A 26,849-nucleotide genomic window follows, 5' to 3' on the forward strand; every position below is an offset into this window, starting at 1 on the left:
CGCGCGGCGTCACCTCTCGAACGGAGCTGAGCTTGGTTCGGTTCGAAAATGTCGGATTACGCTACGGTCTGGGGCCGGAGATCCTGCGCGACCTCAGTTTCCAGATCCCGGCGCATTCCTTCCAGTTCCTCACCGGCCCGTCCGGCGCCGGGAAGACGTCGCTGCTGCGCCTGTTGTTCCTGTCGCACCGGCCGACGCGCGGCCTCGTCAATCTGTTCGGCCACGACATTTCCACGCTCGGCAAGGACGAGATTGCCGACTTGCGCAAGCGCATCGGCATCGTGCTCCAGGATTTCCGCCTGCTCGACCACATGACGACTTACGAGAACGTGGCGCTGCCGTTCCGCGTCATGGGCCGCAGCGAATCGAGCTACCGCAAGGAGGTCATCGACCTCCTGCGCTGGGTCGGTCTCGGCGATCGCATGGATGCGCTGCCGCCGATCCTGTCCGGCGGCGAGAAGCAGCGCGCGGCGATCGCGCGCGCGGTGATCTCACGACCGCAGCTGCTGCTCGCCGACGAGCCGACCGGCAGCGTCGACCCGACGCTGGGGCGAAGGTTGCTGCGGCTCTTCATCGAGCTCAACAAATCAGGCACGGCCGTCATCATCGCGACCCACGACATCGCGTTGATGGACCAGTACGAAGCGCGCCGCTTCGTGCTGCATCAGGGACGGTTGCACGTCTATGAGTAGGACCGACGAGCGCGGCGTATTGGTCGATCTCGGACAGGAGCGTCCGCAGCTGCCGGCCAAGGCGCGCAACATGTCGCCGATCGTGCCGCGCGCCTCGATCCACGGTCGCGCGCTGGTCGCCGTCGTCGCCATCATGACTTTTCTCGCCTCGATGACGACGGGCGCGGTGCTGCTGGTGAGCGCCTCCGCCGCAGAATGGCAGTCGGATGTCGCGAGCGAGATCACCATCCAGGTCCGCCCGCAATCCGGACGCGATATCGAGCGCGACACCGGCGCCGTCACCGAGGCGATGCGCGCGCAGGCCGGCATCGTCGAGGTCAAGCCGTTCACCAAGGACGAGAGTGGCAAGCTGCTCGAGCCCTGGCTCGGCACCGGTCTGTCGATGGACGATCTGCCGGTGCCGCGCATGATCATCGCGCGCGTGCAGCCGGGAACGGTGCTGGATCTCGGAGCCTTGCGCGCCCGCGTGACCCAGGTGGCGCCGAGCGCCAGCGTCGACGATCATCGCGCCTGGATCGAACGGATGCGTTCGATGACCAATGCGACCGTGCTTGCCGGCATCGGCATCCTCGCGCTGGTCATCGTCGCGACCATCATCTCGGTCTCGTTTGCGACGCGCGGCGCGATGGCGGCGAACCGTCCGATCGTCGAGGTCCTGCATTTCGTCGGCGCCGGCGACCGCTACATTGCCAATCATTTCCTGCGGCACTTCCTCAGGCTCGGCCTCGAAGGCGGCGTCATCGGTGGCGGTGTCGCCATGCTGCTGTTTGGCTTCTCCGAGTCGATCGCCGGATGGTTCTCCGGCACCCCGGTCGGCGACCAGTTCGCAGCCCTGCTCGGCACCTTCTCGCTGCGGCCGTCCGGCTATGTCGTGCTCGCGGTGCAGGCCGTCCTGATCGGCGCGATCACGGCGGTCGCCTCGCGCCAGACCCTGTTCGCGACGCTGAACGATGTGGACTGAGCCCGATAAACCGGACTCCACTTCGCCTCAAAACGTCCTAAAATAATCCGGGGAAGGGATCACCGACATCATATGACCTCGCCGACCGACGATCGATCGCCGAAACTGCCGCGCGGCTGGCTCCGCGCGACCGTCGTGTCGACGATCGCGTTCGCCTTTGTCGGCGCAGCGGCGGGCTTCATCGCGTTCCTGTCGCAATTGCGCGGCGGCGAGATCGCGCCGGACCGCAAGGCCGACGGCATCGTGGTGCTGACCGGCGGTTCCTCGCGGGTGTCGGATGCGATGGAGCTGCTCGCGGCCGGCTACGGCAAGCGGCTCCTGATCTCGGGTGTGCACCCGACCTCGACCGCGAGCGACATCTCCCGGACCCTGCCGGAGAACCAGTCCTTCATGACCTGCTGCGTCGATCTCGACCGCACAGCGCTCACGACCCGCGGCAACGCGGCGGAGGCGCGGCGCTGGGCCGCGGGGCGCGGCTTCAAATCGCTGATCGTGGTGACCTCGAATTATCACATGCCGCGTGCGCTGGTGGAATTCTCCCATGCGATGCCGGCGACGGCACTGATCCCGTTCGCCGTGGTCGGTGACAAATGGCGCGAGGAGCCGTGGTGGACCTCGGCCTCGACGCTGCGGCTGCTGTTGTCCGAATACGTCAAGTACGTTGCCGCCGAGCTCAGGGTGCGGCTGGAGGATTTCGGGATTGACCTTTCCCCCGAGATGTCGGAGCAGCCTGCGGGTCTGCAATCCAAGCGGCCAGCCACCGCGCAGGCCAATTGATCGGATTTTCGATGTTCCTGATTTTTCTGCGCTCGCTGCTGTTCAACGTGCTGTTCTACACCGTGCTGGTGTGCCTCGCGATCGTAGCGCTGCCGACCTTCGCCTTGCCGCCGCGCGCGATGCTGACGGTTGCCGAATGGTGGGCGAAGGCGACGGTGTTCCTGATGCGTGTGGTCTGCAACATCAGGGTGGAATTCCGCGGGGTGGAGAAGATCCCGCAGGGACCGCTGGTGATCGTCGCGAAGCACCAGTCGTTCTGGGAGACCTTCGTGCTGCCGGGCTTCTTCAACCGCCCGATCTTCATCCTCAAGCGTCAGCTCATGCAGATCCCGGTGTTCGGCCAGTTCCTGGTCAAGACCGGGATGATCGCGATCGACCGCAACGCCGGCGTGAAGGCGCTGCTGGACATGACCCGGCGCGCGCGCGAGGCGGTGCGCGGCGGCGGCCAGCTCGTGATCTTTCCGGAAGGTACGCGCCGTGCGCCGGGAGCGCCGCCGGACTACAAGACCGGCTTTGCGCAGATCTATTCGTCCTGCGGCGTGCAATGCCTGCCGATCGCGCTCAATTCCGGCCTGTTCTGGCCGCGGCGGACTTTCATGCGCTATCCCGGCACGCTGGTGGTGGAGTTTCTCGATCCGCTGCCGCCGGGCCTGCCCAAGGATGAGTTTCTCGCGCGCGTGCAGACGGCGATCGAAGACGCGACCGCTCGCATCGTTGAAGCGGGCCGCAAGGAGCAGGAGCAACTGATCGGCAGCGCGCCGAGCTACGCGCCGTCAGAGAGCTAACGGTTCTCTTGATCGTCCACGGGAGGTGGTGCGTGCTGCGCATCACCATGCAGCATCATCGCGAGCTGATGCAGCTGTGTGTCGCGAAAGCCTTCGGCCTCGATTGCCTTCACAGTCGCCGTCACATAGTCGCGATTGGCCCCGGATTGGCCGTGACCCTGCAGCACATGGCGGTGCTGGTCAGCGAGCGACAGCCGCCCGGCATATTGCACGTGACCGCGGTCGACGACATAGGCGAGCGCCGAGACGCGCTCGCGGGCTTCGTTCTCCAGCCAAACCGAGCGCATCACCTCGCGATAGACCGATGTTACCTGCTCGCGCTCCCGCAAATAGGCGACCACCTCGGTGCGGTTCTTTTCAGCAACGCGGAAGGCGATGCCGCGGCAGGCGCCGCCGCGGTCGAGCCCCAGCACGAGGCCAGGCTGCTCCGGCGTGCCGCGATGCACGAAGGAATAAACGCAGAGCGCGCGGTGCTCGCCGACCAGCCGCGCCGGAACGCGTTCCTCGAATGCGAAGCCCGGCCGCCACATCAGCGAGCCATAGCCGAACACCCAAAGGTCGCCCTTGGCTGACGTGACGGAGGGGAGGGTGATTTCCGACATTTCGGGCACGGCTACCAGAACTGGGTGCGCAAACGAAGCGAATTCTCCGCCTTTCGCCCGAGGCCGGCCTCGCTTACATTTGACAAAATCTGGGGTCAAAGGGTCGCCGCATGTCCGATATGACCATTGCCGCAGGCCGGCGCTCCCGTTGGGGGCTCTTCATTGCTCCCGTCCTTCTCCTGATCCTTGCGGCCGCCTGGAGCGGCTTCTGGTTCTATGCGGCCTCGCAGGCCGAGGTCGCAGCCGATGCCTGGCGCGCGCAGGAGGCCAAGTCCGGCCGCATCTATGATTGCGCCAAGCGGTCGATCGCGGGCTTCCCGTTCCGCTTCGAGGTCCAGTGCTCCGGCGCCAGCGTCGCCCTGGTCTCGCAGAATGCAAGCAAGACGCCGTTTACGGCGAAGCTCGACAACATTCTGGTTCTGGCTCAGGTCTACGATCCCAAGCACGTCATCGCCGAGTTTTCCGCGCCGGCGACACTGACCGACGGCGTCACGCAAAACACCTTTGTGGTGAACTGGAGCAAGGGCCGAAGCAGCGTGGTCGGCTTGCCGGCAATCCCGGAACGCGCCTCCCTCGTGTTCGACGATCCCAGCCTCAACAGGCTCGATGGTTCGGTGCAGGTGCCGCTCGCGCGCGCCAAGCAGATCGAGCTGCACGGGCGTCTCGCGGACGGATCCCCGTCCGATCATCCGATCATTGAGACCGTGCTTCAGATCGCGCAGGGCAGCATCCAGGGCGTGCACCCGCTGCTCGCCGAGCCGTTCGAAGCCGACACGCGCGCGAAGATCACAGGGCTCTCCGACCTCACCCCAAAACCCTGGCCGCAGCGCTTCCGCGAGATCCAGGCCGCCGGCGGTCACATCGAGATCGTGCAGTCGCGGATCCGGCAGGGCGAGATGATCGCGGTCGCGGCCGGCACGCTGGGCCTCTCGGTCAATGGCCGACTGGACGGCGAATTGCAGATGACGGTGGCCGGCCTCGAGCGCGTCATTCCGGCACTCGGCATCGAGAAGATGCTGGAGGAGGGCGTTCCGCAGGCAACGCTCGATCGCGTCGCGCCTGGCGTGAAATCGCAGGACCTCAACAATCTCTTTGGTGCTCTCGACCGCGCCGTTCCCGGCCTCGGCAAGGTCATCAAGCAGAACGCCAATGCCGGCGTTGCCGCCGGCATCAATTCGATCGGCACCGAGAGCACGCTCGAAGGCAAGAAGGCCCGCAGCTTCCCGCTGAAATTCGTCGACGGCGCCGTGCTGCTCGGCCCGTTCAAGGTCGGCCAGATTCCGCCGCTATATTAGCTGTCTCTCGCCGCCCGGATGGAGCCATCCGGGCTACCGGCACCTCACGATCTCTTCGCTGGATCGTGATTGTCCATCGGGAATGCGGAGCCGCAAATCCCGCTCTCTCTCCATGTCGGCTGCTCGATGAGGCGGGCTGGCCGGGCAGGAGAGATACCATGACCATATCCAAGCTGTTCGTTGCTGCCGTCGCGGTCGCCGTTGCGACGCCTGCGTTCGCGCAGTGGCAGTCGCAGGAGCCGGCTGCCTACGAAGCCCCATATCCGCATGGCGACCGCGGTCTCGCGACCCCAGCCACGCGCGACACGATGGCTTACGTGCCTTCTGCAAAATCACCGCGCCCCACGGTGATCCGCGCGACCAAGGGCAAATAGCCGCCATCCCCTTGAGACGTAGCGCGTCGCGGAGTTGGGCCCGGCCATGACCCGGTCGGGCCCAATGCGCGCTACATCCGATGCGAGGGGAATCGCGCGCGTGCGGATCGGTCGAGCGATGAAAATATTCCGAACATGATCGTCAGGAAAACGTGATGCAGAAGATGCGCCTCGCCGAGAATAACAGCTGGCCCATTCAAATCACTCCACACCAGGGAAGCATGCACGCGCCGGGGGCGCAACCAACAGCAGCTGCTTCCCAAGTGGAGGGAGGCCTACGTGCGGATCATCAACTACGGACTGATGCTGGGAGTGCTCGCTGCCTGTTCGGGACAGGCGCGTGCCGACGACAATGTCACAACCGAAATCCAGGCGCTGAAGGCGAAGCTGAAGGAGCTCCAGCAGAGGGTGGATTCGGAGGCGCGTAAGACGCGTCAGGTCGAGGCGGCGCAGTCGCGAGCCGTGCCGATGCCGGCGACGTACAAGGCGCTGCCCGTCGATCCCTGCGCAGCCGGAAAGATCTGCTACAAGGGCGTCACGCTGACATTCGGAGGGTGGGTCGACCTCACCGGCATCTACCGTTCGCGCAACATCGCTTCCGACACCGGCTCGGTCTACAATTTCATTCCCTATCAGCAGAGCCACAATTTCTATTTTCCGGAGACGCGTTTCTCCGCGCGCCAGAGCAGGTTCTCGGTGCTCGCCGAAGGTAACGCCGATCCCGATACGCATCTCGCCGGTTACGGCGAAATCGACTTCGAGGGCGCGGCGCAGACGGCAAGCTCGGTTGCAACCAACTCCTTCAATCCGCGCATGCGACAGCTCAGCCTCGAGGTCGATCGAACCGATCTCGGCCTGCACTTCCTTGCCGGCCAATCCTGGTCGCTGAATGCGCCGACCAAGTCGGGCATCGACCCTCGTGGTATCGACGCGCCGGGTGTGATCGACTTCGAATCCGTTCCGGGACTCTTGGCGGCACGCCAGCCGGGTCTGCGCGTCTGGAAGGACCTCGGGCCCGAGTTCAAGATCGCGGCGTCGGTCGAAAATCCGCAGACCGCTTTCTTCGGCGGCAATACGCCGACGGTCGGTACGCCCGCGGTCGGCCCGCAGGGCGTGCTCAACCCGAACCTCCAGGTCAATCTGACCGGACCGGGCGGCAGCTTCTTCAACAACCTCAACAATGTCAGCTTGAACCAGGTGCCTGACGTCACCGTCAAGGCGGCGTGGGATCCGCGACTCGGGCCCTACAAGCTGCATGTCGAAACCTGGGCGCTCTATCGTCAGCTGTTCGACCGCTTCAATGGTGCCAACCACACCTACGACACCGGCAGCTTCGGCGGCCACGTGTTTGCCGAGCTGATTCCGAAGACCCTCGACCTGCAGCTCTACGGCGCGCACGGCGTGCTCGGCCGCTTCACGGCGACGCCGTTCCCTGATGCCGCGCTGGCGCAGGACGGCACGGTGCTGCCGCTGACGATCACGGCGGCCGCGGCCGGCCTGATCTGGCACGCAACGCCGACCCTGGACGTCTACAGCTATGCTGGTCTGGAAAAGGCCAAGGCCAATTTCGCCAACGTCGGGACCACGCCGTTCGGCTACGGCAATCCGCTCTACAACAACACCGGCTGCTTCACCGAGAACACGCCGGCGGCGACCTGTAACGGAAACACCAGGGAAGTCCGGCAGGTCACGGCCGGAATCTACGACACCGTCTACCAGGGCAATTACGGTACGCTCAAAGCCGGCGTGCAGTACTCCTACACGCAACGCTTCGCCTTCGCCGGCGTCGGCGGCGCGCCCAAGACCGACGACAATATCGTCATGACGCAGATCCGGTACTATCCGTTCTAGAGCATGATCCGGAAAAGTGTGCAGCGGTTTTCCGATCAGATCATGCTCAAACTCAAATAGTCCATCGTGAGTGGCAATTGTCCGACGGTCTTCTGATCCTTCGGCTCGCGCACGTCGTCGCCCGGCTTGGCCTGGCGATGACGGGTGCGGCCGGCGCCACCTTCGTCGCCGCATTGCTGATGCGGGTCGAGCTGCCCTGGTTCGACACCGTCGAATTCACTGTCGCGCTGATCGTGCTTGGAATGGTCGGCGCTTATCTCGGGATCGATATCCCGCGCTGGCCGCAGCTTCAGGCCGGGTCGGCCCACCGATCGCCCGTGATCGGCCTTGCCAGCGCGACCGGCACGTTTCTCGCGGCCGGGGCGGGCCTGCTCGCGCTTTATGCTTTCGTGCTCGACGAGACGTCCGATCCCGCCGGCAATCTCCTGTTCGGCGCCACCTGGATGCTGGGCGTATGCCTGCAGATCGGCGCCGGCCTCGCCGGCCGCCGCCGCATCGCGCGAGCGAAGGACCGCTGTTAGCCGGGCTTCTTGTCGAGCTGCCCGTGCTGGCGCCCGAAGTCGGCGGTCGCCGAATCCTGGCCGATCTCGACGATGCCGCGGCGGATGGCGCGGGTGCGGGTGAAGTGATCGAACAGCGCCTCGCCGTCGCCGCGGCGGATGGCGCGGGTGAGCTTTGCCAGATCCTCGGTGAAGGTGCCGAGCATTTCCAGCACGGCGTCCTTGTTGGCGAGGAAGACGTCGCGCCACATCGTCGGATCGGAGGCCGCGATGCGGGTGAAGTCGCGGAAGCCGCCGGCGGAGAATTTGATGACTTCCGACTCGGTCACCTGCGCCAGCTCGTCGGCGGTGCCGACGATGGTGTAGGCGATCAGATGCGGCAGATGGCTGGTGATGGCGAGCACGAGGTCATGATGATCCGGCGTCATCACCTCGACCTTGGCGCCCATTGCGGCCCAGAAGGCGCGCAAATGCGCGGTGGCTGCAGTGTCGGTGCCTTCCGGCGGCGTCAAAATGCACCAGCGGTTGATGAAGAGCTCGGCGAAGCCGGAATCCGGCCCCGAATGCTCGGTGCCCGCAACCGGATGCGCCGGCACGAAATGAACCGTCTTCGGCAGGTGCGGCGCCATGTCCTTGACCACGGCGCCCTTGACCGAGCCGACGTCGGAGATCACGGCGCCGGGCTTCAGATGTGCGGCGATCTCCTGCGCCACCGGCCCGCAGGCGCCGACGGGAATGCAGAGGATGACGAGATCGGCATCCTTCACCGCTTCTGCGTTGGTCGCCACGACCCGGTCGACAATGCCAAGCTCGAGCACCCGTGCGCGCGTCTTTTCCGAGCGCGCGGTGGTGACGATCTCGCCGGCCAGGCCCTGGCGTTTCGCGGCGCGCGCGATCGAGCCGCCGATCAGGCCGAAGCCGATCAGCGCGACTCGCTGGAAGTGCGCCTCCACGCTCACTTGTCGGCCATGAAGTCGCGCAGGGCCTCGGCGACGAGGCGATTGGCCTCCTCGGTGCCGATGGTCATGCGCAGCGAGTGCGGCAGGCCGTAATTCTTCAGCGCGCGCAGCACGAGGCCGCGCTTGGTGAGGAAGGCGTCGGCGTCGTCCGCGGTCTTGCCCTTGTCGGTCGGGAAATGGATCAGCACGAAATTGGCGACGCTGGGGGTCACCTTCAGCCCGAGCTTGCCGATCTCCTCGGTGAGCCAGCTGCGCCAGGTTTCGGTGAACTGCTTGGACATCGCCTGGTGCGCGGTGTCCTCGATCGCGGCGACTGCGGCGTACATCGCCGGCGTCGACACATTGAAGGGACCGCGGATGCGGTTGACGGCGTCGATGATGTGCTCGGGCCCGAACATCCAGCCGACGCGCAGCGCCGCAAGGCCGTGGATCTTGGAGAAGGTGTGCGTCACCACCGTATTCTCGGTGGTGGCGACGAGCTCGATCCCCATCTCATAGTCGTTACGGGAAACATAGTCGCAATAGGCGGCGTCGAGCACCAGCAGCACATGCGAAGGCAGGCCGGCGCGCAGGCGCTTGACCTCGTCGAACGGGATATAGGTGCCGGTCGGGTTGTTGGGGTTGGCGAGCCAGACCAGCTTCGTCTTCGGCGTCACCGCGTTCAGGATCGCGTCGACGTCGCAGGTCAGGTTCTTTTCCGCCGCAACCACGTTCTTGGCGCCGACCGCCATGGTCGCGATCGGGTAGACCAGGAAGCCGTGCGTGGTCGAGATCGCCTCGTCGCCATGGCTGAGATAGGTGTGGGCGAGCAAGTTGAGGATCTCGTCGGAGCCAGCGCCGCAAATGATGCGGTTGGGGTCGAGCCCGAAGGAGCGGCCGATTGCCTCGCGCAGCACGCGCGAGGTTCCCTCAGGATAGTCTTCCAGATGCTCCGCGACGTGCTTGAAGGCCTCGATTGCCTTGGGCGAGGGTCCGAACGGCGTCTCGTTGGCCGAGAGCTTGAACACCTTGCGGCCCGGCTCAGCGACCGGGCTCTTGCCGGGCGTGTAGGGCGCAATATCGAGAATGCCGGGATTCGGCACGGGGCGGGACATCTTCAACTCCGGATAGGCTTCAGGCGGTTCGCGATCTACGATTTCGACCCGGTCGGGGGCACCGTATAGCGCGTTGCGTGGCTGCCGACGAGGGCCGTGGAGCGCACGGAGGCCCCCGCTTCGATCAGGGCAGCCCTGATTTTGTCGATGCTGGTGGCGCTCGTGACCGAGATCAGCAGGGCCGCGCCGTCGAAGGCGGTATCGGGCACCGCCACGATCTCGGCCAGCGGCGACAGCGCCCTCGCGACCTCGGCGTTCCAGCCGGACACGCGCACGCTGAAGGTCTCGACCTCCGTCACCACGGCGCTGTCGGCGACACGCGAGATCGCGAACACGGGCAGCGCGGCCGGATGGTCGGCGCGCTCGACGAAAGGCATCCGCGCGATGATCTTCGGCGCGCCGTCCGCTTCCAGCTCCAGCCACCACGGCGTGCGGCTCGAGGTCGCCGAGACCAGCGCCAGATCGCCCTTGGACTTCGCCACCGCCTCGACCGCGGCCTGCGCGCTGAAATGCGCGACATAAGGAACCGTGAAGCCGAAATGGAAGCGCACGGAATCGCGCATCGCCGGCTCGCTCACCGAGATGTCGGCATGCACGGAGAACGGCGCCTGGACATAGGTGAAGGTCGAGATGATGACGCGCCAGATGCTCTCGACCGTGTCGAGCGGCAGGATGCCGCGATGGCGCTGCACGATGTCGCGCATCATCGCGGCCTCGCGCGCCGGACGGAACGCCGAGCCGACCTCCTGGGTCTGCTTCACCTGGATCAGGCGGTCGATGATGTCGCCGCGCTGCATCAGCAGGCGATGCATGCCCTCGTCGATCGCGTCGATCTCCTTGCGCAATTCCTGGAGCGATGGTGGCGCGGGCGGACGTTGGGACATATCTGCGAGGTGCTGTTGTAAGGGCTGTTCCTATGCGGATCGGGCAAGCCGGATCCGCTGCGGTTAATGTCTTGATTAGGCAGTCACGGCGGCGAAAGCAAAGAGAAATGACGCCCTGCGAGGATGCGCGTTGAGAGACTGTTTTGCCTCGTCCGGACCGTGACTTGACGAAAAGCGCCCAAGACAGTAGGTTTTTGCCTGTTCCGTGGTCATTTGAGCCGGCCGGCTTGCAGCCACGTTAAAAAATTCGCTAAACAGGCCGGGGACGCTTCCGATCCCGGCCGAACCTATCGTTCAGGCCGGGTTTTTCATGGCCTGATGTCAGTCGCGATCTGAAGTCCGATCGCAAACGAGGTCGATGGTCAGAGATGGTTGGCGTCAAGTCTGTCCCAAGTCCTACGATCCCAAGTTCCGCGATCAGTGCCGACGATCGGTCGCATGAGGTCGATCATCCCAGTTCAGAGGTCGCGCAGTTCGGCGCCGACCAGCCGCTGCGGCTCGATTGCGGCATCGATCTCTCCCCGTTCCAGATCGCCTACAAGACCTATGGCGAGCTCAACGCCGATCGCTCCAATGCGGTGCTGATCTGCCATGCGCTGACGGGTGATCAGCACGTCGCCAACGTGCATCCCGTCACCGGCAAGTCCGGCTGGTGGGAGACGCTGGTCGGCCCCGGCCGGCCGCTCGATCCCAGCCGCTACTTCATCATCTGCTCCAACGTGATCGGCGGCTGCATGGGCTCGACCGGCCCTGCCTCGATCAATCCCGCGACCGGCAAGGTGTGGGGCCTGGATTTCCCGGTCATCACCATCCCCGACATGGTGCGCGCGCAGGCGATGCTGATCGACCGGCTCGGCATCGACACGCTGTTTGCCGTCGTCGGTGGCTCGATGGGCGGCATGCAAGTGCTGCAATGGACCGCGGCCTACCCGACGCGAGTCTACTCCGCACTCGCGATCGCCTGTTCGACGCGGCATTCGGCGCAGAACATCGCCTTCCACGAGCTCGGCCGTCAGGCCGTGATGGCCGATCCAGACTGGCACAACGGCGCCTACGCCGATCGGGGCATCCATCCGCATCGCGGCCTCGCGGTCGCGCGCATGGCCGCGCACATCACCTATCTTTCGGACGCCGCGCTGCATCGGAAGTTCGGCCGCCGCATGCAGGACCGCGACCTGCCGACCTTCTCGTTCGACGCCGACTTCCAGGTCGAATCTTATCTGCGTTACCAGGGCTCGTCTTTTGTCGAGCGCTTCGATGCCAACTCCTATCTCTATCTCACACGCGCGATGGATTATTTCGACATCGCCGGCGACCACGGCGGCGTGCTGGCGAAAGCGTTCGCCGGGATCGAGACGCGCTTCTGCGTCGTCTCCTTCACCAGCGACTGGCTGTTCCCGACCTCGGAATCACGCGCGCTTGTGCACGCGCTCAATGCGTCGAGCGCGCGGGTGTCGTTCGCGGAGATCGAGACCGATCGCGGCCACGACGCCTTCCTGCTCGATGTGCCCGAATTCTTCGATATCGCCCGCGCCTTCCTGCAATCGGCCGGCAAGGCGCGCGGGCTCAGCGTCAAGAACGACTGACAAGGACGGCTCGCGATGTCTGTACAGGAAGTGCTGCCGCTCAATGGCCTCGCGTCGGAGCAGTCCGGCCCGTTTCGCGCCGACCATCTGCTGGTCGCCGAAATGGTCAAGCCGGGCTCGAAAGTGCTCGATGTCGGCTGCGGCGAGGGCGATCTGCTTCAGCTGCTGGAGACCCGCGGCATCGACGGCCGCGGCATCGAGCTGTCGCGTGAAGGCGTCAACCGCTGCGTCGCCAAGGGCCTCGCGGTGGTGCAGGGCGATGCCGATACCGACCTCGTCAACTATCCCGACGATGCCTTCGACTACGTGATCCTGTCGCAGACGCTCCAGGCCACGCGGCAGCCGAAGGTCGTACTGGAGAATCTCTTGCGCATCGGCCGCCGCGCCATCGTCTCGTTTCCGAATTTCGGCTTCTGGCGGATGCGGCTCCAACTCCTGATCGGCGGCCACATGCCGCGCACGGAGAATCTGCCCGCCAGCTGGTACGACACCGCCAATATCCATTTCTGCACCATCAAGGACTTCGTCGAGCTCTGCGACGAAATCCACGTCAAGATGGAGCGCGCCGAGGCGCTCGACCTCTACGGCCGTCCGCTTCGGCTGCGATTGCCATGGTGGGTGTGGAATCTGTTTGGCGAGCAGGGCGTGTTCTTGCTGAGCCGCGGTGGCGAAAGATAGTCTCTCGTCATTGCGAGCGCAGCGAAGCAATCCAGAGTTCTTCCGCGGAGGGGGACTGCTTCGCTGCGCTCGCAATGACGGAATACTTGGCTGCGACTTTGCCCTAATGCGCCGCCAGCGACCTCGGATCGCGCACCGGCCAACGGCGCGCCTCCACCAGCGTCACGAACCGCTCCACGCTCTCGTTGAACAATGCGGGCTCTTCGAGATTGAGCACATGGCCGGACTTTGGAAACATCGCCAGCCCCGCGGCCGGGAGATGCTTCTTCAAGAACAGGCTCGCCCCGACGCAGGGATCGTCCTCGTCGCCGCAGATGATCAGCGCCGGCGTCGCCGCGGCCTTGATCGCATCCGTCATGGTGTAGATCGAGGGGCGGCGGCCCTGGAAGCCGCGCATCGTGTTCGCCGACCCCCTGGCATCGTGCCGCGCCAGCGCGGCGTAGAAATCGGCGTGGCCGCGCGGGTCTTTCCCCAGGAAGGGAATCCGGCTCGGCGCCTCGCGCGTGACTTTTGCGACCTCGGCGGAGCCGAGCGTCTCGAACTGCTCTGCGTTGGCGCGGCACTGCTTGCGCCAGGCCTCCAAATTCTCGAGCTCCGAGCCTGAGCCGACGCCGGCAAGCGTCATCGACAGCGTGCGCTGTGGCGCGTTCAATCCGATCTGGAGCGATGAGTAAGCGCCCATCGACAGACCGACGAGATGCGCGCGTTCGATCTTGAGATGATCGAGCACCGCGAGCGCGTCGGTGTAGAAATGCTCGAAGGTGTAGACCTCGCCATCCGGCACGTCCGACGGTGTGTAGCCGCGCGCCGAATAAGTGATGCAACGGTGGCTGCGCGAGAAGTAGCGCATCTGCGGCTCCCAATTGGTGTAGTCGGCCGCGAACTCGTGCAAAAAGATAATCGGCGTTCCCTGACCCGCTTCTTCGAAATAGATGCGGACGTCGTCCCTGGTCGTGGCGTGGGGCATTAACCGTTTCCCTCTCTTCAAGCCGCCTTTGCAGGATTGCAGTTAATGCTGGTGTCCGCAATGCGGCAGCATCCCGCGAGCATCAACACAAAATCATCGCAGCTATTCGCCCGCACGGCGTCTTTTTCTTGCCACATCGTCCGGCTTAACGGCCTTTTCGATGTCGGCCACCGCACGGGTCGACTTGGGAAGTGGGGGTGTCAACGAGGATGAAGTATGGTTGAGTTGTTTGCGTCTCGCCTGTCGCGTTGTGTTGTCGCGCTGGCGATTTTCTTCGCGGCGGTTGCCGTGTTTGTTTCTCCGGCCTCAGCGCGGCCGCATCATCGTCATAGCGCAGAGCGGCACGGTTACGTGCATCACGCCAGGCATCATCATTATCGCCACCATGCACGCAGCTCGCGCTTCGAACGTGGCGCGGCGCAGTTGCGGGCGAGCGGCTTTGCCGACACGCAGGCCAGCTACAATCCGAATGCCAATAGCGGCACCGCCAATGACGGCATGGCTGCGAGCAGCGGCTTCGGCGGCGGGTCGGGCCTCGTGTCCGAGGCGCGCCGCTATATCGGCGGCAATCCGACCGGGCGCGGCAGCCTGTGGTGCGCGCGCTTCATGAACATGGTGCTGCAGCATACCGGCCATCAGGGCACCGGCTCGGACATGGCGAGCTCGTTCGCACATTACGGCACGCGCGTGTCCGGTCCGCAGGTCGGCGCCATCGCCGTGATGTCGCGTGGCCGGCGTGGCGGTCACGTCGGCATCATCACCGGGATCGACGCGCAGGGGAATCCGATCATGATCTCCGGCAACAACGGCAATCGCGTTCGCGAGGCGCCGATCTCGCGCGGCCGCGTCTATGCCTATGTGATGCCGAATTGAGTTGAGAGATGCGAGGGGTGCCCTTGCGTCAAACAAGATCGTCGTCCCGGACAAGCGTCAGCGCAGATCCGGGACCCATCACCACAGGCTCGCGTTGTTGTGCGAGTTGATAACCACGAGTCTTCGCCAAACCACTCTCTGTGGCTATGGGTCCCGGATCGGCGCGCGCTTTGGGCGCGCTTGTCCGGGACGACGAACAAGGCTCACACCAATCTCGGCTCTTCCACCGCAACCGCATCCCCCACGTCGATCTCGCCATCGGCGATCACCTCGGCATAGATGCCGCAATTCATGTGGCCGAGATGGCGTGACAGCGTCGGGGGTATCTCGAGATCGCGCTTGGCCGTCACCGGGTCTACATTTGTGGCCGGGCAGCGGACAATGCGCTTGACCACGTTCAGCCGGGCCTGCCCGATTGCGAGCGTCTGGCCGACCAGGTCGAGCTCCGACCAGGCCGGCCAGCCCTTCACGTAGAGATTGGCGCGGAAGCGCAGAGGATTGACGGCCGTGCCGCCGAGCATGGTCTCGATGGCACGGACGCTGTCGAGATTGATGATGGACACGACCTTGCGGTCGACATCGGAAAAGCTGTGGTCGCGCCCGGACAGCACCTTCGGCGGCCCTTTCAGCTCCGGTTGGAAGTTCTCCGTGAAGTAGCGTTCGATGGCCGCGCGGCCGTCCGCGGTCTCCAGATCGCCGCTGGCGACGATCTGGCCGTCCTTGCGGATGGTCAGGCGGTTGCTCGCATCGTCGAACCGGCTGTCGAGCGAGGCCAGCCGCTCGTTTCGTGCCAGCATCAGAAACTGGATTTTCGGCTTCCAGCTGGGTGCCTCGGGATCGAAGCCGCTCGGGCCGTTCTCGATGGCGTAACGGCGGTCGGCGGGCAGGGTCTGGCCGGTTCGCAAGGAGACCCGGGGCAGAGGCTCGGGCGTCAGGCCCTTGATCGGGTAGCGGTAAAGGCCGGTGATTTCGGCGGTATGGCTGGCTGTCATGCGGCTACTTAAGGGATTCGGCTCGCACCCGCCAAGCCGGCCGGTCAGCGCACGAAATTGTGAACTCGCCTCTTCCGATCCGAGGACGCCCTTCCCACATCTGGGTCAGGCCGGCGCCAGCGCCGGCTGATAACGACCGCTTGCCGTGTTGAGGAACGTCAACGCGACCGGCGGAAACCCAATGAAGATGCCGTTTGGGGTGCCTGAGAGGGCCCCATGGGCAGGCCGAGGGACAGAAAAGCTATGAATATCGAGAAGTATACCGAACGCTCCAGGGGCTTCATCCAGTCCGCGCAGTCGCTTGCGGTGCGCGAGGGGCATCAGCAGTTTTCCACCCTGCACGTCCTGAAAGTGCTGCTGGATGACAATGAGGGGCTGGCTGCCGGTCTGATCGACCGCGCCGGCGGTAATTCCCGCGCGATCCTGAAGGCGACCGAGGACGCCCTCAACAAGGTGCCGAAGGTCAGTGGCGGCGGTGCCGGCCAGATCTTTCTGGCGCCCGAGCTCGCCCGTACCTTCGATGCGGCCGAAAAGGCCGGCGAGAAGGCCGGCGACAGCTTCGTCACCGTGGAGCGGCTGCTGCTCGGTCTCACGCTGGAGAAGACCAGCGAGGCAGGCGTGATCCTCAACAAGGGCGGTGTCACCCCGCAAAACCTCAACGCCGCGATCGAGGCGCTGCGCAAGGGCCGTACTGCGGATTCCGCGACCGCCGAGAACGCCTATGACGCGCTGAAGAAATATGCCCGCGACCTGACCCAGGCCGCGCGCGACGGCAAGCTCGACCCGGTCATTGGCCGCGACGAGGAAATCCGTCGCACCATCCAGGTGCTTTCGCGCCGGACCAAGAACAATCCCGTCCTGATCGGCGAGCCCGGCGTCGGCAAGACCGCCATCGCGGAAGGGCTGGCGCTGCGCATCGTCAATGGTGACGTGCCCGAGAGCCTCAAGGACAAGAAACTGCTCTCGCTCGACCTCGGTGCGCTGATCGCGGGTGCGAAATATCGCGGCGAGTTCGAGGAGCGGCTGAAGGCCGTGCTCCAGGAGGTGACCGGGAGCGAAGGCAATTTCATCCTGTTCATCGACGAAATGCACACGCTGATTGGCGCGGGCAAGGGCGACGGCGCGATGGACGCGTCCAATTTGCTGAAGCCGGCGCTCGCCCGCGGCGAGCTGCACTGCATCGGCGCGACCACGCTCGACGAGTATCAGAAGCACGTCGAGAAGGACGCGGCATTGGCGCGGCGCTTCCAGCCGATCTTCGTCAGCGAGCCCTCGGTCGAGGACACCATCTCGATCCTGCGCGGCCTGAAGGACAAGTACGAGCAGCACCACGGCGTGCGGATCACCGATTCCGCGCTCGTGGCCGCGACGACCTTGTCCAACCGCTACATCACCGATCGCTTCCTGCCTGACAAGGCGATCGACCTCATGGATGAGGCGGCTGCGCGGCTGAAGATGCAGGTCGATTCCAAGCCGGAGGAGCTGGATTCGCTCGATCGCGAGATTATCCGGCTCAAGATCGAGCAGGAGGCCCTCAAGAAGGAAAGCGACCTCGGCTCCAAGACCCGGCTTCAGACGCTCGAGAAGGATCTTGCCGAACTCGAGGAGAAGTCGGCAGCGCTGACCGCGCGCTGGAGCGCGGAGAAGAGCAAGCTCTCCGACGCCCAGAAGCTGAAGGCCGAACTCGACGGCTTGCGCGTCGAACTGGCGAACGCCCAGCGACGCGGCGAATTCCAGAAGGCCGGCGAGCTGGCCTATGGCCGGATCCCACAGCTCGAGAAGCAGCTTGCCGATATCGAGGCCAAGGAGAGTTCCGGCGAGATGATGGAGGAGGCGGTGACCGCCAACCACATCGCGCAGGTGGTTTCCCGCTGGACCGGCGTGCCGGTCGACAAGATGCTGGAGGGCGAGAAGGAGAAGCTCCTGAAGATGGAGGAGCAGCTCGGGCAGCGCGTCGTCGGCCAGGCCGAGGCCGTGCGTGCGGTCGCGACCGCCGTGCGCCGCTCGCGTGCGGGCCTGCAGGACCCGAACCGGCCGACCGGCTCGTTCATGTTCTTAGGGCCCACCGGCGTCGGCAAGACCGAGCTGACGAAAGCGCTCGCCGAGTACCTCTTCAACGACGAGACCGCGATGGTTCGCCTCGACATGTCCGAATACATGGAGAAGCACTCGGTGTCGCGGCTGATCGGCGCGCCTCCGGGCTATGTCGGTTATGACGAGGGCGGTGCCCTCACCGAAGCCGTGCGGCGGCGGCCTTACCAGGTCGTGCTGTTCGACGAGATCGAGAAAGCGCATCCTGACGTCTTCAACGTCCTGTTGCAGGTGCTCGATGACGGCCGCCTGACCGATGGCCAAGGCCGCACCGTCGATTTCCGCAACACGCTGATCATCATGACCTCGAACCTCGGTTCGGAATTTTTGGTGAACCAGCCCGAGGGCGAAGACACCTCAGCCGTGCGCGAGCAGGTGATGGGGATGGTGCGCGGGCATTTCCGTCCCGAATTTCTCAACCGCGTCGACGAGATCATCCTGTTCCACCGCTTGCAGCGGAGCGAGATGGGCCGGATCGTCGAGATCCAGTTCGCGCGGCTGCAGAAGCTGCTGACCGATCGCAAGATCGTGCTGACGCTCGACGCCTTGGGGCGCGATTGGCTCGCCGCCAAGGGCTGGGATCCTGCCTACGGCGCCCGGCCGCTGAAGCGGGTGATCCAGCGCTACCTCCAGGATCCGCTCGCCGAGATGATCCTGGCCGGCGACGTCAGGGATGGCGACACGGTCGCGATCTCGTCCGAAGGCAATGTGCTGACCTTCAACGGCAAGGCACAGCAGACCGCGGAGATTGCCCAGTTCGAGGCCCCGGCGTCGAAGCGCAAGCTGAACTGAGCGCCAGCGCGCATCGCGAAATAAAATCGTCCCGGAGATGTCGTTCTCTCCGGGGCGATTTTTTTCGTTGGCGCGATGCTCTCTCCGTTCCTTCCCCCACAAGGGGAGAGGGAACGACCCCGCGTGGGGCGTTAGTCGGGCATCAAGGCGTCAAGCCTTACTTCCTCACGACCTTGTAGATCGCGTTCTCGATGTCGGAGCTGAAATAGATGACGCCGGAGGCGCCGACGGCGACTCCTGTCGGGATATTGCTGGGCAGGCCGCCCGGCGCGCCGATCAGGCCGATCGGAAGATTGGCCGCGATCTCGGTGACCGTGCCGCTGTCGGGTGCGATCTCGATCAGGCGCTTGGCGCCGACCTCCGCCACGATCAATCTGCCGTCGCTGCCTCGGGCCAGGCCTTCGGGCATTTTCAACTCTTTGGCGAGCACGGTCTTCTCGCCGTTCTTGTCGATCCTGGAGACGGTGCCGGCAAAGGCTTCGGTGACGTAGACCTCGTCGCCCGATCCGCCGACGAGCCCGACCGGGCCCTCGAGACCACCGACCACCGTGGCGCGGTCCTTGCCATGCTCGCCGCTGACGCGGACAAGCGATTTGGTGCCGAGCTCGGCCACCAAAATACTGCCGTCGGAGAGCACGATCGCGTCGTGCGGCGCCTTGAAGCCGTGCAGCATGTCGCGCGTGGCGCCGGTCTTGCCGTCGATTACCTGGACCGTGCCGGTGAACCAGCTCGACAGGATGACGTCGTTGCCCTTCGCGGCCGCGCTCATCGGATATTCGAGGGTGACGCCGTCGGCGTGCATGCGCGCCTTTTCGGAGACCTCGCCGGTCGCGCCGTCCACCGTGCGATAGGCAAACACGTCGGCGACGTGGATCGTATCCTTGCCGTTGTCCGAGGTGACACCGATGCCGCCGGGCAAAGCGAGCTTGCCGATGATGACCTGCTTCACCAGGCCGGTCACCGGATCGACCTCCTGGATGCCGTTGTCGGCCATGTTGGAGACGTAGATGCGGTCCTTGTCGTCGATGGCGAGATTGTCCAGCGACGGCTTCAGTTGCGCGACCATGGCTTTGGTGCCGGACTTGGGATCGACGCGCACGAGTTGGCCGAGCGCGGTGTCGACAACCCAGAGATTGCCCTTGGAATCGAAGTTCACCGCGGCCGGGACCTTGAAGCCGTCGGCAACCACCGTCAGCTCGGCCTTGTCGACGTCGACCTTGGCGACCTGTCCCTTGAACCAGAGCGGACCGTACAGCTTGTCGTCGGGACCGAACTCGAAGCCGTTGAGACCGCCCATCTTCTCCATGATCTGACGCGGCGGTTTGACGCCCTCGACGTCGATTTCATAGAGCGTGTCGCCGAGGAAAACGGTGGTGGCGTAGAGCCGGCCGTCCTTGCGGTAGGCGAGCGAGTTGATGCCGGGCAGGCCGCTGGCCAGCTTCTTGATCGGGCCGTCGCCCTTGCGCGCATAGAGGTCGCCGGCGAGGAATCCGGTCCAGGCCATGGTGCCGTCGGGTGCGAATGCGATGTCGTCGGCCATGCCGACAGGAGCCGGGATGGCAATCTTTGCGGTGCCGCCGGCGATGTCGACTTCGTAGAGCGCTGCACCTGCGACGCTGCCCGCAAACAGACGGCCGGCCTTGTCGATTCCGAGCCCGTGCACGCCATGAAACGCCGAGCCCGGGACGAGTTTAGTGACCTCCCAGTTGTCGGCAAATGCGCTCGTGGTCGAGACAATTGCAGCGACGAAAGCTGCGCAGGCGAACCTGTGATTCATGGCGAGTCCTCCCGATTTTTTGGAAAGTATTCGCCCGTCATGCCGCTTTGGCAAACGAAACTTGAAATTGTGCGCGACCAAATGACGTCGCGGCATGATCATCTTTTTTTGGAGATGTCCGGTTCGAATTCGGCCGGCGATCCAATCAGCGGTTGCTGATCTGGAGCGGGCCGCCGGTCGCGTCCGACATGCGGGCGATGGCGCCGCCCCGGCCGCTCATCATGCCGTCGAGACGGTCGCGCTCCTTCTCGAAGCCGGCGAGCATCGGGCCTTCCAGCGAACGGCCGCGCGGCAGTTTCACGCGCATCGGGTCGACGAAGCGGCCGTTGACGAGAATTTCGTAGTGGACATGCGGGCCGGTCGACTGGCCGGTCGAGCCGACGAAGCCGATGACCTGGCCCTGCCGCACCTTCTTGCCGGGCTCCATGCCCTTGGCGAACGCCGACATGTGGCCGTAGGCGGTCTCATAGCCGTTGTTGTGCTTGATGCGGACATATTTGCCGTAGCCGCCCTCGAGCTGGGCCTTTTCGATCACGCCGTTGCCGGCGGCGAAAATCGGCGTGCCGTAGGCGGTGGCCCAGTCGACACCGGTGTGCATCTTCACATAGCCGAGGATCGGATGGCGGCGGCCGCCGAAGCCGGAGCGCATGATCGCGCTGTTGACGGGCTTGCGGACCAGGAACTTCTTCGCGCTCTTGCCGGTCTCGTCATAGTAGTCGACGACGCCGTCGTCGGGGCTCTGGTAGCGATAATATTTCTTGGTTTCGCCGCCGACCGTGAGCGAGGCGAACAGCACTTCGCTCTTGTCGACCGCCGTCGAGCCCTCGTCCTCGCCGGCGTAGAACACGTCGAAGGAATCGCCCGGCTGCACCTTGCGCTGGAAATCGACGTCGTAGGAGTAGATCTTGATCATGTCGTCGATGACCGGCATCGGCACTTTGTTGCGCATCGCGGTCTCGTAGATGCTCTGGTAGAGCCGCACGCCGCTGCCGTCATCGTCGTCATCGTCTTCGCTGTTGGCGTTGGCCGTAGCGTCGGCGACGGTGTTCATGCTGGAGACGTCGACCGCGACGTATTTGCCGAGATCGGACAGTGCCGCGATCGCCTCGACCACGGTGTCGTTGGCGACGACGACGCGATAGGGCTGCAGCCTCGCGCCGGGGCTTGCGGGCGCCATCAGGATGCGAAGCTTTTCGCCTTCCTTCAGGCCGCCGTCGCGGCCGCGCGGACCGAGGGTCGCAGCGATCGCCTTGATTTCGTCGGGCGTCGCGCCGAGATCGCGCAGCACGGAGCCGACGCTGTCGCCCTTCTTGACGACATGGACGCGCTCGCCGTTGGGATTGCCGCCGGTGATCTGTTCCTTGGTCTTCGGCAGCAGCGTGACGTTCTCCGGCACCACGCGGGTCTCGAAACCGGCATAGGGATCGGACGGCGACACCTCAGTGGCGTAGGCCATCTTCATGTCGGATGAGCCGGCCGCGCCGGAGACGTCGGCGGTGGCGTTGGCGAGCGAGGCGTAGCGTACGCCGCCATTGCCGCGCCAATTGGCGGCGTCGCGCACCCGCATCAGGATGTCGTCGAGCGCGACCACCGCGGAAATCTTGGCCTTCGGCAGCACCGGCGAGAGGTCCTTGGTGACGAAGGAGACCTCGGCGTCGGGCTCGACGGCCTCGGGATTGTTCGGATCGTCGGAGGCGGTCTTCGGATCGGAGCCGACGTCGGTGAGCAGACGCTGGGCATTGAACGGCGGGATCTTCGCCGACAAATCGCTCGTCGTCATCGACAGATTGCCGGCGATCCGGACGAAGGGACGCACGCGCATCACGTCGCGGCTGCCGACGCGGGCGACCGTCGAGACGCGCACGATGTTGCGCGAGGCGGTGGAGTCGTTCGGCGGCGGCAGGCGGTCGCTCTTGTGCAGTGTGACGGTGCGATCGGCGGCACCGAAGGCCCCGCGCAGCGCGCCTTCGACCCGCTCCGGCACCTTGGCGAAGGTCATTTCGCCGTCGAGAGATGCGAAAACGGCGCCGCCGATCAGGGCTGCGCCGCAGAGTCCGGTCAGAATTGTGCCGCTGAACCATTGCACCGAGACGCGACGGCGATCGATGACGGCGGCCTCGGAGCCATCGACGGACAGCGGCGGCTCGTGGCCGAGATCGATGATCCCGGTTTCACGCCCGTAAGCGCCGCGTGACGTCCTCTGGTTCAACCCAAGTCCCCCATCAACGACCCGAAAATCTTCGCTTCGAGCTCCCCCCGGTTGCCCTCTTGCAGGGGCATCGCGGGAAAAGCCGTGCCGCACAGGTGTTCGCGCTCAGTAGGCCCCGGATGAGGCCCGGCCGAAATTACGAACAGCAGGGCAGGTGAAGGTCTCTCGATGTCTTTCGAATGTCCGAAGAAGGCCGCGTCATCATCAGATCGCCTTCTCTGGACCCCATGAAAATCGCAGGCAGCCCCCACTGGCATCCTGCGATTCAAGCTTGTCTCTTATCAGAACGCCGCGGGATTGTGGCTCTAGTACGGCGCCCAATATGGAAAAAGTTTCCTGAACGGCCGGGCGCAGGGGCCTCGGGGAGGGGCGTCGCCAGTCGCCGCCGGAGGCCCTCAGGAGCCCCTCCGGAGCCCCCGGCGGGCCAAACTTTTTTTCAGATTTTTTACGGTCCGACCTCCCCTCGGCCGCTCCGCGCCCCTCTAATTGACTGGAATCGCTAGAATTTTTTCGCCAATCCACTGTGCGACGATTTGTTGACGATTGGCGTTGACAGCCCGGAAGGCGGGGCCTATAACCCCAACCACTGAGCGCGGCGCCGCCGGGTCACTGACCAAGGCGAGCGAACGCGCCACTGATGCTCCTCAACTTGTTGAGTGACACAACAGCCGACACAATCGGTTGGAGTCATTCGACGTCGGTAAGAGTGTCGGAACCCTTCCACTCCGGAAGGTTGGGGCCTCCACGGTCCCGGGCTGTTTGACAAGTGAAGATGAAGAAAGAGAAACGTGGACGGCGGAGTCCTTGCGGGTCTCGCTTCTGAAAAGCTTCGGCTTTTCTGATCGAGACCGGACGAAAGACTTCGGCGGTACACGTTTCAAAGGAAACACCATCGTTGCCCGCGATGTGAATCGCAGGCAGCACATCGACTTCGGTCGATAATGGTGGGACCTCGTCAAACGTTGTGATCAGCCGGTTCAAAGTTCAAGTCCAACTTGAGAGTTTGATCCTGGCTCAGAGCGAACGCTGGCGGCAGGCTTAACACATGCAAGTCGAGCGGGCGTAGCAATACGTCAGCGGCAGACGGGTGAGTAACGCGTGGGAACGTACCTTTTGGTTCGGAACAACACAGGGAAACTTGTGCTAATACCGGATAAGCCCTTACGGGGAAAGATTTATCGCCGAAAGATCGGCCCGCGTCTGATTAGCTAGTTGGTAGGGTAATGGCCTACCAAGGCGACGATCAGTAGCTGGTCTGAGAGGATGATCAGCCACATTGGGACTGAGACACGGCCCAAACTCCTACGGGAGGCAGCAGTGGGGAATATTGGACAATGGGGGCAACCCTGATCCAGCCATGCCGCGTGAGTGATGAAGGCCCTAGGGTTGTAAAGCTCTTTTGTGCGGGAAGATAATGACGGTACCGCAAGAATAAGCCCCGGCTAACTTCGTGCCAGCAGCCGCGGTAATACGAAGGGGGCTAGCGTTGCTCGGAATCACTGGGCGTAAAGGGTGCGTAGGCGGGTTTTTAAGTCAGGGGTGAAATCCTGGAGCTCAACTCCAGAACTGCCTTTGATACTGAAGATCTTGAGTCCGGGAGAGGTGAGTGGAACTGCGAGTGTAGAGGTGAAATTCGTAGATATTCGCAAGAACACCAGTGGCGAAGGCGGCTCACTGGCCCGGTACTGACGCTGAGGCACGAAAGCGTGGGGAGCAAACAGGATTAGATACCCTGGTAGTCCACGCCGTAAACGATGAATGCCAGCCGTTAGTGGGTTTACTCACTAGTGGCGCAGCTAACGCTTTAAGCATTCCGCCTGGGGAGTACGGTCGCAAGATTAAAACTCAAAGGAATTGACGGGGGCCCGCACAAGCGGTGGAGCATGTGGTTTAATTCGACGCAACGCGCAGAACCTTACCAGCCCTTGACATGTCCAGGACCGGTCGCAGAGATGTGACCTTCTCTTCGGAGCCTGGAACACAGGTGCTGCATGGCTGTCGTCAGCTCGTGTCGTGAGATGTTGGGTTAAGTCCCGCAACGAGCGCAACCCCCGTCCTTAGTTGCTACCATTTAGTTGAGCACTCTAAGGAGACTGCCGGTGATAAGCCGCGAGGAAGGTGGGGATGACGTCAAGTCCTCATGGCCCTTACGGGCTGGGCTACACACGTGCTACAATGGCGGTGACAATGGGATGCTAAGGGGCGACCCTTCGCAAATCTCAAAAAGCCGTCTCAGTTCGGATTGGGCTCTGCAACTCGAGCCCATGAAGTTGGAATCGCTAGTAATCGTGGATCAGCACGCCACGGTGAATACGTTCCCGGGCCTTGTACACACCGCCCGTCACACCATGGGAGTTGGTTTTACCTGAAGACGGTGCGCTAACCGCAAGGAGGCAGCCGGCCACGGTAGGGTCAGCGACTGGGGTGAAGTCGTAACAAGGTAGCCGTAGGGGAACCTGCGGCTGGATCACCTCCTTTCTAAGGATGGCTCTTCAGAAGCTTGCTTCTATCGAGCTGTTTTAGAAACATCAGGGGCCAACAGATCGCCAGATCGTTGAGCTCCATTGGCGGGATTTCGCCGTCTACGTTTCTCTTTCTTCGCGGACGAACACGCGCTGGGCCTGTAACGGCAGGCTCCAGGGTCCTTAACGGGATATGCGTTAGGGGCTTGTAGCTCAGTTGGTTAGAGCGCGCGCTTGATAAGCGTGAGGTCGGAAGTTCAAGTCTTCCCAGGCCCACCACACTCATCGAGTGAGCATTCGTCTTCTGGTTACGGGGCCATAGCTCAGCTGGGAGAGCGCGTGCTTTGCAAGCATGAGGTCGTCGGTTCGATCCCGTCTGGCTCCACCAGATGGTTTGATCACCGAGATCTTGTACCGTCGTCCGCGAAACATCACTTCGCATCCTGCTAGTCTGGATAGACAGCAAGATGCGTGTTTTCTGACATCGTAAAGAGGAGATCGATCCGAGTTGGGTCGTGCAGCAGATTGTTGCGCGGATCCTTCATTATCTCCGGATCATTTTCGGCGCTCGTCGCTGACCGCAAGGTTGGCAGCGAGTTGTAAAATGATCCTTTTAGCGAAGCTTGACCGCCTCGCTATCGGAACGATCTTACGAAGCAAGCTGGTCTTTCTAATCATTGTCCGGCTGTACGTAGCGTTCATCGAGGGCGCGTGCCTTAGAGATTTCGATCTCCTGGCAATCGTACAGACAACATTCTGCCGAGTGTGTGGACATTGATAATGAGAGCAATCAAGTGCCTTAAGGGTGTTCGGTGGATGCCTTGGCGCTGAGAGGCGATGAAGGACGTGCTACGCTGCGATAAGCCGTGGGGAGCTGCGAAGAAGCTTTGATCCGCGGATTTCCGAATGGGGAAACCCACCTTCGATAGCCGGAACTCCAAGACCTTTGTCGAAAGACATCGGTGTGGGGTTCGATCAGATAATGTGAGAAGCCAGGCCTTTAGATTTCGATCGAAGAGGTTTTGGATTTCCGGTTATCAAGAGAAGGTATGAGACTTCTGAATACATAGGAGGTTTCAAGCAAACCCAGGGAACTGAAACATCTAAGTACCTGGAGGAAAGGACATCAACAGAGACTCCGTTAGTAGTGGCGAGCGAACGCGGACCAGGCCAGTGATACATCAAAGACAATCGGAACCGGTCAGGAAAGCCGGGCCTCAGAGGGTGATAGCCCCGTACGAGTAATGCGATGATGTATCCACGAGTAAGGCGGGACACGTGCAATCCTGTCTGAACACGGGGGGACCACCCTCCAAGCCTAAGTACTCCTCAGCGACCGATAGTGAACCAGTACCGTGAGGGAAAGGTGAAAAGCACCCCGACGAGGGGAGTGAAATAGACCTGAAACCGGACACCTACAAACAGATGGAGCCCAAGATTCGTTCTGGGTGACATCGTACCTTTTGTATTATGGGCCAGCGACTTAATTTAACGAGCAAGCTTAAGCCGATAGGCGAAGGCGTAGCGAAAGCGAGTCTGAATAGGGCGCCAAGTTCGTTGTATTAGACCCGAAACCTAGTGATCTAGCCATGAGCAGGTTGAAGGTGAGGTAACACTCACTGGAGGACCGAACGGGTGCCTGTTGAAA

The 26,849-nt window shown here is 63.4% G+C and carries 21 protein-coding genes, 2 tRNA genes, 2 rRNA genes and 1 riboswitch (1 of these 26 cut by a window edge); of the genes, 16 read left to right on the forward strand and 9 right to left on the reverse strand.

Annotated features, from left to right (window positions below; genetic code table 11):
- The first annotated feature begins 32 nt into the window (after positions 1–32).
- The 4 genes from ftsE to JQ587_RS17990 all read left to right on the forward strand — a co-directional run bounded on the left by ftsE (position 33) and on the right by JQ587_RS17990 (position 3,215).
- Positions 33–692, forward strand: a complete 660-nt coding sequence (ftsE, locus tag JQ587_RS17975) for a cell division ATP-binding protein FtsE (RefSeq protein ID WP_057746699.1) — start codon at positions 33–35, stop codon at positions 690–692.
- The gene (locus JQ587_RS17980; protein ID WP_212426126.1) at positions 685–1,653 is read left to right on the forward strand and encodes a cell division protein FtsX; all 969 of its coding nucleotides are present in this window, start codon (positions 685–687) and stop codon (positions 1,651–1,653) included. The genes ftsE and JQ587_RS17980 overlap by 8 nt, the downstream gene beginning before the upstream one ends.
- A gap of 72 nt (positions 1,654–1,725) precedes the next feature.
- Positions 1,726–2,430 (forward strand): YdcF family protein, encoded by a 705-nt coding sequence (locus JQ587_RS17985; protein ID WP_212426127.1) that lies wholly within the window; start codon positions 1,726–1,728, stop codon positions 2,428–2,430.
- 11 nt (positions 2,431–2,441) lie between these two features.
- Positions 2,442–3,215, forward strand: coding sequence for a lysophospholipid acyltransferase family protein (locus JQ587_RS17990; protein WP_212297318.1), 774 nt, complete (start codon positions 2,442–2,444; stop codon positions 3,213–3,215).
- On the opposite strand, the gene JQ587_RS17995 is transcribed toward JQ587_RS17990, so the two are convergent.
- A complete protein-coding gene (locus tag JQ587_RS17995; protein ID WP_212426128.1) occupies positions 3,212–3,817 on the reverse strand; it encodes a gamma-glutamylcyclotransferase in 606 nt (201 codons plus the stop codon). The genes JQ587_RS17990 and JQ587_RS17995 overlap by 4 nt on opposite strands.
- 110 nt (positions 3,818–3,927) lie before the next feature.
- Between JQ587_RS17995 and JQ587_RS18000 the strand changes: the two genes are divergently transcribed.
- The 4 genes from JQ587_RS18000 to JQ587_RS18015 all read left to right on the forward strand — a co-directional run bounded on the left by JQ587_RS18000 (position 3,928) and on the right by JQ587_RS18015 (position 7,858).
- Complete coding sequence (locus JQ587_RS18000) at positions 3,928–5,112, forward strand: DUF2125 domain-containing protein (RefSeq protein WP_212426129.1); 1,185 nt, start codon at positions 3,928–3,930, stop codon at positions 5,110–5,112.
- Between the two features lie 158 nt (positions 5,113–5,270).
- Positions 5,271–5,486 (forward strand): hypothetical protein, encoded by a 216-nt coding sequence (locus JQ587_RS18005; RefSeq protein WP_212426130.1) that lies wholly within the window; start codon positions 5,271–5,273, stop codon positions 5,484–5,486.
- Positions 5,487–5,765: 279 nt separating this feature from the next.
- Entirely contained in the window at positions 5,766–7,337 is a 1,572-nt protein-coding gene (locus JQ587_RS18010; protein WP_212426131.1) for a hypothetical protein, read from the forward strand.
- A 77-nt stretch (positions 7,338–7,414) separates the two neighbouring features.
- Complete coding sequence (locus tag JQ587_RS18015) at positions 7,415–7,858, forward strand: hypothetical protein (RefSeq protein ID WP_212426132.1); 444 nt, start codon at positions 7,415–7,417, stop codon at positions 7,856–7,858.
- On the opposite strand, the gene JQ587_RS18020 is transcribed toward JQ587_RS18015, so the two are convergent.
- Genes JQ587_RS18020 through JQ587_RS18030 form a run of 3 tightly spaced genes read right to left on the reverse strand, consistent with a single transcriptional unit; the run spans position 7,855 to position 10,774 of the window.
- Positions 7,855–8,796: a prephenate/arogenate dehydrogenase family protein gene (locus JQ587_RS18020; RefSeq protein ID WP_212297312.1), complete on the reverse strand. Its 942-nt coding sequence runs from the start codon at positions 8,794–8,796 to the stop codon at positions 7,855–7,857. The two genes, JQ587_RS18015 and JQ587_RS18020, sit on opposite strands and share 4 nt — an antisense overlap.
- On the reverse strand, positions 8,793–9,890 hold the full coding sequence (gene hisC, locus JQ587_RS18025; RefSeq protein ID WP_212426133.1) for a histidinol-phosphate transaminase: 1,098 nt from the start codon (positions 9,888–9,890) through the stop codon (positions 8,793–8,795). The genes JQ587_RS18020 and hisC overlap by 4 nt, the downstream gene beginning before the upstream one ends.
- Before the next feature lie 35 nt (positions 9,891–9,925).
- Positions 9,926–10,774 carry a chorismate mutase gene (locus JQ587_RS18030; RefSeq protein WP_212297310.1) on the reverse strand — a complete coding sequence of 283 codons (849 nt, stop codon included), beginning with the start codon at positions 10,772–10,774 and terminating at the stop codon, positions 9,926–9,928.
- Between the two features lie 195 nt (positions 10,775–10,969).
- Positions 10,970–11,049, forward strand: a riboswitch (SAM riboswitch).
- Positions 11,050–11,142: 93 nt separating this feature from the next.
- On the opposite strand from JQ587_RS18030, the gene metX reads away from it, so the two are divergent.
- Positions 11,143–12,360 (forward strand): homoserine O-acetyltransferase MetX, encoded by a 1,218-nt coding sequence (gene metX, locus JQ587_RS18035; RefSeq protein ID WP_212426134.1) that lies wholly within the window; start codon positions 11,143–11,145, stop codon positions 12,358–12,360.
- Between the two features lie 15 nt (positions 12,361–12,375).
- The gene (gene metW / locus JQ587_RS18040; RefSeq protein ID WP_212297308.1) at positions 12,376–13,038 is read left to right on the forward strand and encodes a methionine biosynthesis protein MetW; all 663 of its coding nucleotides are present in this window, start codon (positions 12,376–12,378) and stop codon (positions 13,036–13,038) included.
- A 103-nt stretch (positions 13,039–13,141) separates the two neighbouring features.
- On the opposite strand, the gene JQ587_RS18045 is transcribed toward metW, so the two are convergent.
- Complete coding sequence (locus JQ587_RS18045) at positions 13,142–14,005, reverse strand: alpha/beta fold hydrolase (protein WP_212426135.1); 864 nt, start codon at positions 14,003–14,005, stop codon at positions 13,142–13,144.
- Between the two features lie 216 nt (positions 14,006–14,221).
- On the opposite strand from JQ587_RS18045, the gene JQ587_RS18050 reads away from it, so the two are divergent.
- On the forward strand, positions 14,222–14,878 hold the full coding sequence (locus JQ587_RS18050; protein ID WP_212297306.1) for a TIGR02594 family protein: 657 nt from the start codon (positions 14,222–14,224) through the stop codon (positions 14,876–14,878).
- A gap of 203 nt (positions 14,879–15,081) precedes the next feature.
- Here the strand turns inward: JQ587_RS18050 and JQ587_RS18055 are convergent, their stop codons facing one another.
- Positions 15,082–15,870 carry an MOSC domain-containing protein gene (locus tag JQ587_RS18055; protein WP_212426136.1) on the reverse strand — a complete coding sequence of 263 codons (789 nt, stop codon included), beginning with the start codon at positions 15,868–15,870 and terminating at the stop codon, positions 15,082–15,084.
- A gap of 243 nt (positions 15,871–16,113) precedes the next feature.
- On the opposite strand from JQ587_RS18055, the gene clpB reads away from it, so the two are divergent.
- A complete protein-coding gene (gene clpB / locus JQ587_RS18060) occupies positions 16,114–18,753 on the forward strand; it encodes an ATP-dependent chaperone ClpB (RefSeq protein ID WP_212426137.1) in 2,640 nt (879 codons plus the stop codon).
- Positions 18,754–18,910: 157 nt separating this feature from the next.
- Here clpB and JQ587_RS18065 read toward each other — a convergent pair whose 3' ends face one another.
- The 3 genes from JQ587_RS18065 to JQ587_RS18075 all read right to left on the reverse strand — a co-directional run bounded on the left by JQ587_RS18065 (position 18,911) and on the right by JQ587_RS18075 (position 23,720).
- Positions 18,911–20,530: an NHL repeat-containing protein gene (locus JQ587_RS18065; RefSeq protein ID WP_212426138.1), complete on the reverse strand. Its 1,620-nt coding sequence runs from the start codon at positions 20,528–20,530 to the stop codon at positions 18,911–18,913.
- 145 nt (positions 20,531–20,675) lie between these two features.
- Entirely contained in the window at positions 20,676–22,739 is a 2,064-nt protein-coding gene (locus JQ587_RS18070) for a M23 family metallopeptidase (RefSeq protein WP_212297303.1), read from the reverse strand.
- Between the two features lie 687 nt (positions 22,740–23,426).
- Complete coding sequence (locus JQ587_RS18075; RefSeq protein WP_143270136.1) at positions 23,427–23,720, reverse strand: hypothetical protein; 294 nt, start codon at positions 23,718–23,720, stop codon at positions 23,427–23,429.
- 10 nt (positions 23,721–23,730) lie between these two features.
- Between JQ587_RS18075 and JQ587_RS18080 the strand changes: the two genes are divergently transcribed.
- The 4 genes from JQ587_RS18080 to JQ587_RS18095 all read left to right on the forward strand — a co-directional run.
- Positions 23,731–25,217: ribosomal RNA gene (locus JQ587_RS18080) — 16S ribosomal RNA — on the forward strand.
- Between the two features lie 186 nt (positions 25,218–25,403).
- Positions 25,404–25,480: transfer RNA gene (locus JQ587_RS18085), tRNA-Ile, on the forward strand.
- 33 nt (positions 25,481–25,513) lie between these two features.
- A tRNA-Ala gene (locus JQ587_RS18090) sits at positions 25,514–25,589 on the forward strand.
- Positions 25,590–25,989: 400 nt separating this feature from the next.
- Positions 25,990–26,849, forward strand: a 23S ribosomal RNA gene (locus JQ587_RS18095); it runs 2,013 nt beyond the window's last position.
- Together the 16S and 23S rRNA genes with 2 tRNA genes alongside form the textbook arrangement of a ribosomal RNA operon.

It is taken from the genome of Bradyrhizobium manausense (assembly GCF_018130615.1).
GTDB classification, from domain to species: Bacteria; Pseudomonadota; Alphaproteobacteria; order Rhizobiales; family Xanthobacteraceae; genus Bradyrhizobium; species Bradyrhizobium manausense_A.